The organism is Desulfallas thermosapovorans DSM 6562 (assembly GCF_008124625.1).
Taxonomy (GTDB): domain Bacteria; phylum Bacillota; class Desulfotomaculia; order Desulfotomaculales; family Desulfallaceae; genus Sporotomaculum; species Sporotomaculum thermosapovorans.
In genome coordinates, this window is record NZ_VNHM01000018.1 from 18,942 (window position 1) to 32,714 (window position 13,773).

Genomic DNA, 13,773 nt, shown 5'->3' on the forward strand with positions numbered 1-13,773 from the left:
CAGTGAATGGTCGTTCATTGGTCCCGAGCGGTTCCTGGCAACCCTGGTGTACTATTGATTTTTTTATTAAAATGAAATATCTTAATATTAATACAATGACTGAACGTTCAGTCATTTATAAAGCCATCCAATTCATTTCTTTTTTGTCAACAACCCGCACCCCGCCGTGCGGGTACAGCAAGCAAATAATGCAGTAAAAGGAGGAACCGGAAGATGAAGCGCAGCATTAACAAGGCCGCGGTCCTGGGAGCCGGAGTAATGGGTGCCACCATTGCCGCGCACCTGGCAAATGTGGGTATTCCCACCTATTTGCTGGACATCGTGCCTAACCAGCTAACTCCCGATGAAGAGAAAAAGGGACTTACCCTGGAAAGTCCTCAGGTAAGAAACCGCCTGGCCACCAATGCCATCGCTGCCCTGATCAAGGCAAAACCGGCACCGTTATATGTACCGGAAAACGCAGCTCTGTTAACTCCCGGCAACTTTGAGGACAACATGGATGTACTGGCCGAATGCGACTGGATTATCGAAGTGGTCGTGGAAAGGCTGGATATCAAACAAAACCTGTTTAAAAAGGTTGAGGCCGTCCGCAAGCCGGGGACCATCGTTGCTTCCAACACCTCGGGTATTTCCATTAATAAAATGTGCGAAGGACTATCTCAAGAGTTCAAACAGCACTTCCTGGGCGCCCACTTCTTCAACCCGCCCCGCTACATGAAACTGCTGGAGCTCATTCCCTGCAACGAAACCCTGCCTGAAGTGATGGAGTTTATGCAAGACTTCGGTGAAAGGGTACTGGGCAAGGGTGTCGTCATCTGCAAAGACACCCCCAACTTCATCGCCAACCGTATCGGTGTTTACGGCATGTGCGCCACCATTAAAGCCATGCTGGAATACGGCTTGACCGTGGAAGAGGTGGATGCACTGACCGGCCGCGTCCTGGGCCGTCCCAAGAGCGCCTCATTCCGCACCCTGGACATGGTGGGCCTGGATGTCATGGTGCACGTGGCCAAAAACGTTTACGACGTGGCCACCGACCCCAAGGAAAAGGCTGTTTTTGAAACCCCGGAATTCCTCCAGAAGATGCTGGAGAACAAGTGGCTGGGCGACAAAACCAAGCAAGGTTTCTATAAAAAGGTTAAAACTGAAAAGGGCCGCGAAATACTGGTGCTGGACTACAATACCATGGAATACCGGCCCAAGCAGAAGCCCAAGTTTGCTTCCCTGGAAGCCGCCAAGCAGGCCGGCAAAACTCCCAAGCAAATGAAAGCCCTGCTGTTCGGCAAGGATAAGGGCGCGGAATTTGCCTGGCGGGTAACCGTGGACACCATTGTTTACGCCGCCAACTTGCTGGGCGAAATAGCCGATAATATACAGTCCATTGACGACGCCATGCGCTGGGGCTTCAACTGGGATTTCGGCCCCTTCGAAACCTGGGACGCCCTGGGCGTAAAAGAAGTGGCCGACCGCATCAAAGCCGAAGGCGGCACCGTGCCCAAAGTGGTGGAAGATTTACTGGCCTCCGGCAGGACCAGTTTCTACGAGAAAAAGGACGGCTACCGTTATTATTTCCATCAAGACACCAAGGAAACTGTCCAGGAACGGATTCCCGAAGGGGTTATTTTCCTGGCACCCCTTAAAGAACAAAATAAAGTTATTAAATCCAACAGCGGCGCCAGCCTCATTGACATCGGCGACGGCGTGGTTTGCCTGGAATTCCACAGCAAAGCCAATGCCATCGGCGACGATATCGCCAATATGATTAACTACTCGGTTAAAGAAGTGGAACGGAACTACGAAGGTTTGGTCATCGGTAACTACGGCAAGCACTTCTCGGTGGGGGCCAAACTGTTACTCATCTTAATGGAAGCCGAGGACGACGAGTTTGATGAACTGGAAATCATGGTGGATGAGTTCCAGAAAGCCAATATGCGCCTCAAGTACTGCAAAAAACCCGTGGTGGCGGCACCCCACGGCATGACCGTGGGCGGCGGCTGCGAAGTTTGCCTGCATGCCCACAGGGTTAACGCAGCGGGCGAAACCTACATGGGTCTGGTGGAAGTGGGTGTCGGCCTGGTACCGGGCGGCGGCGGCTGCAAAGAACTGGCTTTTCGTGCCGCGGAGTTAATGCCCCCCGCCAGCGTGGTTAATGTCGGCGGTACCAACACGGTGCAGCCCATGATCAACCGGGCCTTTGAAAACATCGCCATGGCCAAAGTGGCCACCAGCGGCCAGGAAGCCATCAAGTTCGGTTACATGCGGCCCACCGACCGGGTCAGCCCCAACCGTGACCGGATCATCGGCGATGCCAAGCGTATGGTTCTGGAAATGGCAGCCGCCGGGTTTACCCCGCTGCAGCCTCAAAAGATGAAAGCCGTTGGCAATGCGGGTTATGCCGCCATTGAACTGGGTATCCAAACCATGCTCTGGGGCAAGCAAATCAGTGAACATGATGCCAAGATTGCCAAAAAAGTGGCTTATATCGTCACCGGCGGTGGCGTAACACCGGGCACTCTGGTTACCGAGCAGGATCTGCTGGATCTGGAAAGGGAAGCCTTCCTGAGCCTGCTGGGTGAGCCCAAGACCCTCGACCGGATGAGACACATGCTGAAGTACAACAAACCACTGAGGAATTAAGGGGGGTAGGAATAATGCGAGAAGCTGTAATTGTCAGTGCAGTACGTACCGCAGTGGGTAAGGCACCCCGGGGTACATTGAAAAACACCCGGCCGGAATACATGGGTGCCGAGGTAATCAAGGCCTTGATGGAAAGAACACCCGGCCTTGACCCCGCTGAAATAGATGACGTTATATTCGGTTGCTCCTTCCCGGAAGCCGAGCAGGGTATGAACGTAGGCCGCATGCTGGTATTAAAGGCCGGCCTGCCCAATTCCGTGGCCGGTGCCACAGTTAACCGCTTCTGCTCTTCAGGACTGGAGTCCATCGCCATCGGTGCCACCAGGGTTATGGCGGGTTTTGCTGATGTATACCTGTGCGGCGGCGTGGAAAGCATGAGCCTGGTACCCATGGGCGGAAACAAATGCATGCCGGACCCGGATCTAATGAGTATTTGCCCCGAAGCATATATGGGCATGGGTTTAACTGCTGAAAACGTTGCTGAAAAGTACAATATTTCCAGAGAAGAGCAGGACGAATTTTCCGTGGCCAGTCACGCCAAGGCGGCCAAAGCCATTCAAGAAGGCCGCTTCAAAGAACAAATCGTGCCCCTCACCGTAACCAATAAAACCCGTTCCAAGGGTAAACTGGTGGAAAAGTCGGTTATCTTTGATACCGACGAAGGTGTCCGGCCCGGTACCAACATGGAAGTTCTGAGCAAGCTGCGCCCGGTGTTTAAAGCGGGCGGAACGGTTACTGCGGGTAACAGTTCCCAAACCAGTGACGGCGCTGCCGCGGTAATGATTATGAGCAGGGAAAAGGCCGAATCTCTGGGGTTAAAACCACTGGCCGTGTTCCGCTCCTATGCCGTGGGCGGCTGCCCGCCGGAAATTATGGGTATGGGACCCACCGTGGCCATTCCCAAAGCACTTAAACTGGCCGGTATCACCAAGGACCAGGTGGACGTATTTGAATTGAACGAAGCCTTTGCTGTACAGGCCCTGGCCTGCATCAAGGTGCTGGAACTGGATCCCGCCAAGATAAACTTCAACGGCGGCGCCGTTGCCCTGGGCCACCCGCTGGGCTGCACCGGTTCCAAGCTGACCACCCAGTTGGTTTATGAAATGAAACGGCAAAATGCCCGTTATGGTGTGGTAAGCATGTGCATCGGCGGCGGAATGGGCGCAGCCGCTGTATTTGAAATGGTTTAATAACTATCGACAGGTAAAATGTGTCCATGCCGTGCATGGCCATGGCATGGGGCACATTTTCACACCGTACTCTTGACTGTTTACTAAATAATGACCAAAATAAGAAAGGGGTAACGAAAATGCAAAAGGGTGCTATGTTCTTACTGGAAGATATCGACCCAAACGAGATTTTTACTCCAGAGGATTTTTCCGATGAGCATAAAATGATCGCCGATACTGTGGCTGATTTTGTTGCAAACGAAATACAGCCCAACATCGAGGATTTGGACCAGCAAAAGGAAGGCTTGATGCGTTCCATACTGGAAAAGGCCGGTGAGTTGGGCCTGCTGTCCGCCGACATTCCCGAGGAATATGAAGGCGGAGAAATGGGTAAAATATCCGCCGCCATTATCACCGAAAACGTATCCACCGGCGGTTCCTTTGCCGTCAGCCACGGTGCCCACACCGGTATCGGTTCACTACCCATCGTGCTTTTCGGCAATGAAGAGCAAAAGAAAAAATACCTGCCCGGCCTGGCCACCGGTAAACTGGTAGCCGCCTATGCTCTGACCGAGCCCATGGCAGGTTCCGACGCGCTGGGTGCCCGGACCAAGGCTGTTCTCAGTGAAGACGGTAAATACTATATTTTAAACGGCGAGAAAATTTTCATCACCAATGCCGGGTTTGCCGATGTTTTTGTCACTTATGCCAAAATCGACGGTGATAAATTTACCGCCTTTATCGTGGATAAAGATACCCCCGGCTTCTCCATCGGCGCCGAAGAAAAGAAACTGGGCATCAAGGGTTCCTCCACTTGCTCGCTGATATTTGAAGATGCCAAAGTGCCCGTGGAAAACCTGCTGGGTGAAATAGGCAAAGGGCATGTCATTGCCTTTAACATTTTAAACATCGGTCGCTACAAACTGGGTGCCGGTGGCGTGGGTTCCGCCAAAGCCGCACTGGCATTGGCAGCCAAGTATGCCATGGAGCGCCAGCAGTTTGGCATGCCTATCGCCAAGTTTGGTATGATTAAAAACAAACTGGCCCAAATGGCTGCTAAAACATATGCCTCTGAAAGCCTGGTTTACCGCCTGGTGGGTAATATTGAGGAAGCCCTGGAAGGAAAAACCGACGGCAAAGAAATCGGTGCCGCCATCGAGGACTACGCCATTGAATGCTCCATTGCCAAGGTACACGCTTCAGAAACTCTGGATTACGCCGCCGACGAAACCGTGCAAATTCACGGCGGTTATGGTTACACCCAGGAGTTCCCGGCGGAACGCTTCTACCGTGACGCCCGGATCAACCGTATCTTTGAAGGCACCAACGAAGTTAACCGGTTGATCATACCCGGTACATTGCTCCGCCGCGGCATGAAGGGTCAACTGCCCCTGCTTCAGGCCGCCCAGGCACTGGCCGCCGAAGTAACTTCGTTAAGGGCAAAAACCCCCACCGGGGACGAGGCACCCTTTGAAATTGAGATGGACATCATCAACCGGGCCAAGAAACTGCTCTTGCTGGTTGGCGGTACCGCAGCCCAAAAGTACATGCAGAAGATCGTCAAAGAACAGGAAATCATTGAAATCATGGCTAACATGGTCATTGAAATTTACGCCATGGAGAGCGCAGTGCTGCGGGCCAAAAAAGCCCTTGCCGCAGACCCGGAAAACGCTGAAACCAAAGTGGAACTGGCACTGGCTTATGTGTATGACGCCTTCCCCAAATTCGATGCCTGGGCCAAGCAAGCACTGGCTTATATGTTTGAAAACGGCGACATGCTGCGCACCAACCTGAGCATCGCCAAACGCCTGGCCAAGTACACACCCATCAACCTGATCGGCGTTAAGCAGAAAATTGCCGCCAAAGTTCTGGACGCTGGCAAATACGTAGTTTAATTACCCTATCGGCGCCCTTTTAAAAACACCATGTACTAAACCAAGTGTGGTTCTCAATAACAGGAGTTTGTAAGAGTTTAGCTTTTACAAACTCCCGTCAGGCGCCTTTAAAAAATGGGAGGAGGTGGCACATGGCCGCCAAACGGACCGGAGAAAAATATTATGCCATCATTGAAGCTGCCGTCAAGGTTATTGCGGAAAATGGCTACCATAACTCCCAGGTATCAAGAATTGCCCGGGAAGCCGGGGTAGCTGACGGTACAATTTACCTGTACTTCAAAAACAAGGAAGATTTACTGATATCATTGTTTAGAATTAAAATGGGTGAATTTACCGCCGGAGCCCGGCACGAATTAAAAGACTTAAAAAACCCCTTTATCAAGCTGGCCAGGCTAATTCACCTGCATTTCAACCGGTTGGAGTCCGACCGCAATCTGGCTCTGGTGGTACAAATTCAGCTGCGCCAGTCGGAAAACTCTATTCGCAAAGGAATTGCAGCACCACTCAAGCTTTACTTCAACATTATTGAGGAAATTGTTGTCGAAGGAATAACCAGCGGCGCCTTCAGGCAAGATGTCAACCATAAGCTGGCCAGACAGATGATCTTCGGTACCATGGATGAAGTGGCTACCTCCTGGGTAATGTCCACTCATCAATATAGCCTGGCCAGTCAAATTGAACCGGTTTATTATTTACTGGCCCGTGCCCTGGCACAGGACGGCAAAATTGAACCCTTTAGCATTTAAAAAAGCGGGAGTTTATCTCCCGGCTTTTTTTATGTTTAAAGTATTAATTTTTAACCGGTCCTTTTACGATAGACTAGCCAGGCTACATAAAGGGCTAGCCCCAAAAACGCAATGACCAGAGTCAGTATGGCAAAATTTGAACTCTCCAGGAAATTAACTGCAGCCCGGCCAAATACCATAATCAGCCAGGCTTCCAAAAAAAAGCGGGCAGCCCGGCCCAGCGTGGACCAAAAGACCAGCTTTTTTAAGGGTAAGTCCAGCACCCCCGAGGTTATGGTAATCAATTTGAAAGGTATGGGGGTAAAGGCTGCAATTAGTACTGCCATTGCCCCGTAGGCATTGATAATATCTTCGGCCCGGGCAATCTTCTCCCGGCGAAAAAACCGCAATAACAACGGCCGGCCACCCTTTTGTCCCACCCAGTACCCCACCATGGCTCCGATGACGGAAACGGTGGTGGTAATTGATGCCAGCCCCAAAGCGACTTCGGGATTCACTAAACACAAGGGTATAAACAGCACCTCGGGCGGTATGGGACTGATGAATGAATCCAAAAAGGTCATTAGCGCCAAACCCCATACTCCATACTGCTCCAAAACCGACAATATCTGTTCCGTTCCCATAAACACGCTATGCACCCTGCCCTGGCCACATCATATTTATATACACTCCCGGTATGTTTACTAAACTTAAATTATTCACCTGGCTACTAATTTTACACTGGTACCAGTATAAAAACCGTGTTTCTATCCAATCAACCCCGGGTCACCATGCTTTTTGTACACGTATATCTCCGGCCATCGTCCTTATATTGTATCTTATACCACCCTTACTGTACAGTATCATATTACCAACCCCAATGCATTGAACGGGTCACCGGCGGCCATTATAAAGGATAGTTGGATTGCAGTCAGGCAAATTTCTTACAGGGGGAGACAACCGGTGATTAAACACCCGCATACACTGAAATTTGAGGATATAATTGCCCATTTGAACACAGACGCGGAGAACGGCCTAACCGGTGAAGAAGTGCAAAGCCGCCTGGCGGAATACGGGGAGAACCGCCTCAAAGAGCATGCTGGCATTTCTCCCTGGGTCATTTTGGTGAACCAGTTCCGTAATATTATTATGGTATTATTACTGGGTGCCACCGCGATTTCCCTGTTACTGGGGGATTATGTTGAAGCTGTGGCGATAGTGGCGGTGCTGGTGCTGAACGCCATGTTCGGCTTTGTTACCGAATACAAGGCGGAACAGGCCATGGATGCTTTAAAAAAGATGGTCACGGCCACGGCCAAGGTAATCCGCAACGGTAAATTACAGGAAATTGACGCGGCGCAACTGGTGCCCGGCGATATTCTGGTTCTGGAGGAGGGTGACCAGGTAACCGCCGACGCCCGGCTGGTAGAGGCTGAAAATTTGGCCACGGTGGAGGCTTCTTTAACCGGCGAGTCTCAACCCGTAAACAAAAAAACAGATGTACTGGAACAGGAAAACTTGCCCGTGGGAGACCGTAAAAATATGGTCTACATGGGCACCGTGGTGGTACGGGGCGTGGGGCACGCCGTGGTTACCGCCACAGGCCAGCGCACGGAAATAGGCAGTGTTTCCGCCCTGCTGGAGCAAACCGGTGGCGAAGAAACCCCATTGGAAAAGAGGATGGCCGCTTTAGGTCGCTCACTGGCCGGCATAAGCCTGGCCATTGCGGCCTTGATGGCGGCGGTGGGCATGGCCATGGGCCGGCCGGTTATTGAGGTTTTGGAGACAGCCATTGCTCTGGCCATAGCCGCCGTACCCGAAGGCCTGCCCGCCGTGACCACCATTACCCTGGCCATCGGCATGACCCGTATGGCCAAACAAAACGCCATCATCCGGCGTTTACCGGCGGTGGAAACCCTGGGTTCCACCACTGTAATTTGTACCGACAAAACGGGCACCCTCACCGAAAATGAAATGACCCTGGAGCAAATCTGGCTGGGCGGGCGAGCCGTCAAAGTGACCGGCACCGGTTATAAACCAGAAGGTGGTTTTTTGGACGGTAATCACCGGGAACAGGTGCGGGGCGATTTGGAGTTGTTTCTCATAGCCGGTGCCCTGGCCAGTAACGCCTCAATTAATAGAAACGACACAGGCCAGTGGGATGTGGTGGGTGATCCTACCGAAGGTGCTTTGGTGGTGGCCGCCATGAAGGGCGGTTTTAATCCTGAAACCGCCAGGCGCTCCGGGTATAAGGAATTAAAGGAAATTCCCTTCAACTCCGATGAAAAACGCATGGCCGTTTATTACCGGATGCCGGACGGGCAAATGCTGGTGATGGCCAAAGGTGCGCCCGGAGTAATTATGGAAAGCTGTACGTCAATGCTCAAGGACGGTGCCCGGGTACCCCTGGACCGGCAGGTATGGCAGCAGGTGGAGGAGGCCAACGACCAAATGGCCCACCGGGGATTGCGGGTGCTGGCCGTAGCCTACCGCCCGGTGGATACTGTGGATGAAGAGCCTTACCGGGATTTAGTGTTAATCGGCCTGGCCGGCATTATGGACCCACCCCGGAAGGAAGCAAAGCAAGCCATTGAAGAAGCATCCCAGGCGGGTATACGTACCATAATGATTACCGGAGATCAGCCTGAAACCGCCCGGGCCATCGGTGACCGTCTGGGACTGACCCACACTGATGTTGTCCACGGCTCGTCACTGCAAAACATGTCTAAAATGGAATTATCCAATGAACTGGCCCACACCAGCATATTTGCCCGGGTTAACCCCAAAGATAAGCTGGAAATTGTGGAAGCCTTGCAAAAGCAAGGTGCGATTGTGGCCATGACAGGGGACGGCGTAAATGACGCCCCGGCCTTAAAGGAAGCCGATATCGGCATCGCCATGGGCCAGGAAGGCACCGTGGTGGCCAAGGAAGCGGCCGATATGGTGCTGGCGGATGATAACTTCGCCACCATTATCCGGGCCGTTAAAGAGGGGCGGGTCATATTTGACAATATCACCAAGTTCATTCATTACCTGTTTTCCTGCAACCTCAGCGAAATCATCCTCATTTTTGTGGCACTGCTTATGGGTGTGCCTTTGCCCCTGGTGGCTTTACAGATATTATGGCTGAACCTGGTGACCGACGTATTCCCCGCCCTGTCCCTGGGCTGGGAACCGGCGGAGCGCGGTATCATGAGTCGCCCCCCCCGGAACCCCGGTCAGGATATCCTTACCAACCGTTTCAAGCTGCGCCTGCTGGTACAGGGTACGGTACTGGCGCTGGTTAGTTTAGGCAGCTACCTGTTCACCTTGGGCGCCACCGGCGATTTGGCCGAGGCCCGCACCGTGGCCTTTGTCACCCTGGCGACAGTGCAGTTGTTTCATGTTTTCAACGTGCGCATGGGCGGGATAATCAAATTGGATCGCTCACTGTTCAGTAACCCCTTAATTTGGGGGGCCATTGCCCTTGTTTTAGCTTTGCTGGCACTGGCCGTCTACATGCCCCTCTTAAACCGCGTGCTGCAAACCGTGCCGCTTACCTTGGAGAATTTAATAATTGTAGTGATTGCCACTGTAGCTTCGGTGGCGGTAATTCAAATTATGAACCGGATGAGGTTTTTATATGACCCGGCTTAGCCGGGATTCATTTTTTACACAGGCTTTCTGAAAGGCTTGTTTGAAAAGTAAAAATTCGGTGCCAGGTATTTAAAACACCTGGCACCTTCAATAGCAAGTTACTTTAATAAACTTTAAGCCTGACCCCTCTATGGAGCTCCGAAATCTTTGCCCTCGTTGTGCATAAAGGTCTCGGTAGCCTTCTCCATATCCACCGAGCCACTGGTGGGTGTGGCCTCCTCAGCAAAATATTTAACCAGGCCCGAATATATCGCGTAAGCCAGTTTCGCCTGGTAATCTTCGTCACACATCAACTTCTCTTCACCGGGGTTACTAATAAAACCAATTTCCACAATTACCGACGGCATTTTGGCATTGCGGGTGGTATAATAATCCACGGCTTTGGCCCGGCGGGTGGTGTTTTTTAACAACCGCACCAGTTCACCCTGTATGGCCATGGCCAATCTTTGCCCTTCTTCGGAACCGGGTTGGTAAAATGTCTGTGCCCCGTGTTCTTTGGGACCGGACTTGAAACTGTTGACATGCACGCAGATAAAGGCATCGGCATTGCGTTCATTGGCCAGGGCTACCCGCCTTGACAAATCCTGTCTTTTGCGGGTAATTAATTTGCCGCCGTCCGCATCACTGAGATCAGTATCGGATTCCCGGGTCATTAACACAATGGCACCGCCCTGGCCCAGCACAGTGCTCAACTTGCGCGAAACAGCCAGGGTGATATCCTTCTCCAGTACTCCGGTGGCTCCTGTTGAACCCGGGTCAATACCACCGTGTCCGGGGTCGACAACAATAACCTTGTTGGCCACCGACCAGGACAGCGTGGCCACCCGGCGGTTTTCCAAATTATTCGCAATGCCCTGTACCGTATAATAAACCGCTACCATTACAATAACTACCAGCAATAAAAAACGTATCTTTACCCGGATAACCCGAAGCATTTACCTATCCCCTCCCGCACTTAAAGGGGTCCGTACCCATCCCCCGTTCTAAAATATGCAGGAGATAAACGGGATATGAGGAAAAGCTGCGGTGTGCACGCAAAGCTTTCGAAACCAAAAAAAAAGACCACCTGTATGTGGTGGTCCCGGTTTTACTAAATTGATGATGGTACTAACGTTTGGAGTACTGCGGAGCACGCCGGGCCTTTTTCAGGCCGTATTTACGCCTTTCCTTCATACGCGGGTCACGGGTTAAGAATCCGGCTTTTTTAAGCACCGGCCTCAAATTGGGATCCGCCTCTATCAATGCCCGGGCAATACCCATTTTAACCGCACCGGCCTGGCCGCTGACGCCGCCGCCCAGCACCTTGGCCATGACATCAAAGCGACTCCCTGTACCGGTTAACTCCAACGGTTGGCGGGCAATAATTTGCAGAGTCTTGCGGCCAAAATATTCTTCCAGAGTTTTATTGTTAACTGTGATTTTGCCTTCACCGGGACGAAGAAAAACCTTGGCTACGGCGTCTTTCCTGCGTCCGGTACCGTAAAACTGAACTAGGGCCACTGAAAAAGTTCCTCCTTTTCAACCGTTACATTTCCCAAACTTCCGGCTTTTGGGCCTCATGGGGGTGTTCACTGCCACGGTACACTCTTAATTTCCTAGCCATATCCCTGCCCAGGCTGTTATGGGGCAACATGCCGGTAACTGCCTTGTAAACGGCCAGTTCGGGTTTTTCCTGCATCAGTTTATCGTATCTGGTGGCTTTCAATCCGCCAGGGTAACCGGAATGCCGGTAATACATCTTCTGGCGCAATTTATCACCGGTAAGTACCACTTTATCAGCATTAATAATAATTACATGGTCGCCTGTATTAACATGGGGTGTGAAGATTGGCTTATGCTTACCTCTTAATAGCCTGGCGGCCTCAGCAGCCACACGTCCCAGCACCTTGCCTTCACCGTCAATGATGTACCACTTGCGCTGTACATCGGCGGGTTTGGCCATATATGTCGTCCTCATACTATTTATTACCTCCCGTGTGATGAAAAGAAACCTTACCGGCCAACCGGGGGCTCGTCGGTCGCCATTAGGTCACACATATAAATATTTTAATACATAGCATTACCAGTGTCAAGGTAAATGAATTTATAGCTCTAATATTCCACACGCTCAAGACATAAACCCTGGGGGGGCAGCGTCGGGCCGGCCAGCGCCCGCTTACGGGATTCAATTAAGGTTTTTATTGATTCGGGCTTGATTTTGCCCATACCCACCTGTAATAACGTCCCGGCCATGATACGCACCATGTTGTACAAAAAACCATCGCCGTTAAAAACAAAGTGTATCACTGGACCTTCACGTATAACCCGGGCTTGATACAATGTGCGTACCGTGGTTTTAACGGTGGCACCCGAGGCCTGAAAACATTTAAAGTCATGGGTGCCTTCGAGGTATGTACAGGCCGCGGACATGGCCTCAGCATCCAGGGATACCGGCCAAAAACAGCTATACAGGCGGTGAAAGGGCGAAGGGATCCCGCTGTTCCATATTGTATACCGGTATGTTTTAGAACGGGCGCAGATACGGGCATGGAAATTTTCCTCCACCTCCCGGGCTTGGGTCACCACAATATCCCCGGGCAGCAGGCCGTTTAGCGCCAGTGGTATTCGTTCCACCGGTATGGGCCACCCCGATGCATCGAAATTAACTACCTGGCCCCGGGCATGCACCCCCGAGTCGGTACGCCCCGCACCGATTACCTGCACTCGCCGCCTCGCCAGGCGGCCAAGGCATTGTTCCAAAGTTTCCTGTATAGTGGCCAGCCCGGTGCCCCGCTGTTCCTGAAACCCGTGGTAATTGGTGCCGTCATAGGCCACGGTTAACTTAATATTCCGCAACGGACCACCTCGCGTAAAAGTTATCATTGCTTTGGCATTATAGCAGATGTCCGGCGCGAGTTTTTAATGCATATATCACAGCACACGCATGGCCGCCACCGCCAGCACAACAGCCATGGTAACCAGTAGCGCTGTATAGTCAGCCGGCCCGAACCGCAGTACATGCATCCGGGAGCGCCGGGCACCAACCTCATAGCACCGGATTTCCATGGCCAGAGCCAACTCATCGGCCCGGCTGAAGATATTTGCCAGCAGGGGTACAATAAAGGGAGCCAGCCTGCCGGCGCGTTCCTTGATACCGCCACGGGTAAAATCAGCGCCCCTGGAACGCTGCGCCAGTAACAACTGCCTGGCCTCATCAAAAAGGGTGGGCACAAAACGCAACGCCAAATTAATCATCATGACTAATTCCCGCACCGGTACTTTCACCCGGCGCAGCGGTGACAACAACCATTCCAGCGCTGCAGTCAGTTGCAGGGGCGTAGTGGTAAAGGTAAGGGCAGCGGCCGCTATCAACAGTACACTGATGCGCCACAACAACCATCCACTGTTGACCAGCCCTTCCCGGGATATTTTAATAAACCAGGCGGTTAAAACCGCTTCACCGGGAGTAAAAAAAACCTGTAGTACAAAGCTTACCAGCAGGAGCACCCATAAAGGCTTAAGACTGCTCCAGTACACACCCGGTTTTATTCCCGAAAATGCCGCGGCCAGCAGTACCCACATAGATACCAGGACCAGGGCGATGGTGTTATAGGTCACCAGCACGGCGGGAACCGCCATGACCGTGCACAACAGCTTGGCCCTGGGGTCCAGGCGATGCACCGGTGAACAGGCCGGCAGGTATTGCCCCATGGAAATACCCTTGATCATTGT

General features: G+C 52.2%; 11 protein-coding genes. 5 read left to right on the plus strand and 6 right to left on the minus strand.

What is annotated here, in order from left to right; genetic code table 11:
• Positions 1–213 precede the first annotated feature (213 nt).
• The 4 genes from LX24_RS12850 (at position 214) to LX24_RS12865 (ending at position 6,447) form a co-directional block, all read left to right on the plus strand.
• On the plus strand, positions 214–2,637 hold the full coding sequence (locus tag LX24_RS12850) for a 3-hydroxyacyl-CoA dehydrogenase/enoyl-CoA hydratase family protein (RefSeq protein WP_166512550.1): 2,424 nt from the start codon (positions 214–216) through the stop codon (positions 2,635–2,637).
• Between the two features lie 14 nt (positions 2,638–2,651).
• Positions 2,652–3,827 carry a thiolase family protein gene (locus tag LX24_RS12855; RefSeq protein ID WP_166512551.1) on the plus strand — a complete coding sequence of 392 codons (1,176 nt, stop codon included), beginning with the start codon at positions 2,652–2,654 and terminating at the stop codon, positions 3,825–3,827.
• A 119-nt stretch (positions 3,828–3,946) separates the two neighbouring features.
• Positions 3,947–5,701, plus strand: coding sequence for an acyl-CoA dehydrogenase family protein (locus tag LX24_RS12860; RefSeq protein ID WP_166512552.1), 1,755 nt, complete (start codon positions 3,947–3,949; stop codon positions 5,699–5,701).
• 131 nt (positions 5,702–5,832) lie between these two features.
• Positions 5,833–6,447, plus strand: a complete 615-nt coding sequence (locus LX24_RS12865) for a TetR/AcrR family transcriptional regulator (protein ID WP_166512553.1) — start codon at positions 5,833–5,835, stop codon at positions 6,445–6,447.
• A gap of 50 nt (positions 6,448–6,497) precedes the next feature.
• On the opposite strand, the gene LX24_RS12870 is transcribed toward LX24_RS12865, so the two are convergent.
• Positions 6,498–7,070: a YqaA family protein gene (locus tag LX24_RS12870; protein WP_243131744.1), complete on the minus strand. Its 573-nt coding sequence runs from the start codon at positions 7,068–7,070 to the stop codon at positions 6,498–6,500.
• Positions 7,071–7,389: 319 nt separating this feature from the next.
• On the opposite strand from LX24_RS12870, the gene LX24_RS12875 reads away from it, so the two are divergent.
• Positions 7,390–10,062 (plus strand): cation-translocating P-type ATPase, encoded by a 2,673-nt coding sequence (locus LX24_RS12875; protein ID WP_166512555.1) that lies wholly within the window; start codon positions 7,390–7,392, stop codon positions 10,060–10,062.
• 128 nt (positions 10,063–10,190) lie between these two features.
• On the opposite strand, the gene cwlD is transcribed toward LX24_RS12875, so the two are convergent.
• The 5 genes from cwlD to LX24_RS12900 form a co-directional block, all read right to left on the minus strand.
• Positions 10,191–10,997 (minus strand): N-acetylmuramoyl-L-alanine amidase CwlD, encoded by an 807-nt coding sequence (gene cwlD, locus LX24_RS12880; RefSeq protein WP_166512556.1) that lies wholly within the window; start codon positions 10,995–10,997, stop codon positions 10,191–10,193.
• Positions 10,998–11,169: 172 nt separating this feature from the next.
• Positions 11,170–11,562, minus strand: a complete 393-nt coding sequence (rpsI, locus tag LX24_RS12885) for a 30S ribosomal protein S9 (RefSeq protein WP_166512557.1) — start codon at positions 11,560–11,562, stop codon at positions 11,170–11,172.
• Between the two features lie 25 nt (positions 11,563–11,587).
• The gene (gene rplM / locus LX24_RS12890) at positions 11,588–12,019 is read right to left on the minus strand and encodes a 50S ribosomal protein L13 (protein WP_166512558.1); all 432 of its coding nucleotides are present in this window, start codon (positions 12,017–12,019) and stop codon (positions 11,588–11,590) included.
• Positions 12,020–12,153: 134 nt separating this feature from the next.
• Positions 12,154–12,897, minus strand: coding sequence for a tRNA pseudouridine(38-40) synthase TruA (gene truA, locus LX24_RS12895; RefSeq protein ID WP_207706616.1), 744 nt, complete (start codon positions 12,895–12,897; stop codon positions 12,154–12,156).
• 75 nt (positions 12,898–12,972) lie between these two features.
• Positions 12,973–13,770, minus strand: a complete 798-nt coding sequence (locus tag LX24_RS12900) for an energy-coupling factor transporter transmembrane component T family protein (protein WP_166512560.1) — start codon at positions 13,768–13,770, stop codon at positions 12,973–12,975.
• Between the last annotated feature and the right edge of the window lie 3 nt (positions 13,771–13,773).

Bases quoted from the DNA above. Each gene is read 5' to 3' on its own strand.
- LX24_RS12850 (WP_166512550.1), top strand. From the start codon at position 214: ATGAAGCGCAGCATTAACAAGGCCGCGGTCCTGGGAGCCGGAGTAATG.
- LX24_RS12855 (WP_166512551.1), top strand. From the start codon at position 2,652: ATGCGAGAAGCTGTAATTGTCAGTGCAGTACGTACCGCAGTGGGTAAG.
- LX24_RS12860 (WP_166512552.1), top strand. From the start codon at position 3,947: ATGCAAAAGGGTGCTATGTTCTTACTGGAAGATATCGACCCAAACGAG.
- LX24_RS12865 (WP_166512553.1), top strand. From the start codon at position 5,833: ATGGCCGCCAAACGGACCGGAGAAAAATATTATGCCATCATTGAAGCT.
- LX24_RS12870 (WP_243131744.1), bottom strand. From the start codon at position 7,070: ATGGGAACGGAACAGATATTGTCGGTTTTGGAGCAGTATGGAGTATGG.
- cwlD (WP_166512556.1), bottom strand. From the start codon at position 10,997: ATGCTTCGGGTTATCCGGGTAAAGATACGTTTTTTATTGCTGGTAGTT.
- rplM (WP_166512558.1), bottom strand. From the start codon at position 12,019: ATGAGGACGACATATATGGCCAAACCCGCCGATGTACAGCGCAAGTGG.
- LX24_RS12900 (WP_166512560.1), bottom strand. From the start codon at position 13,770: ATGATCAAGGGTATTTCCATGGGGCAATACCTGCCGGCCTGTTCACCG.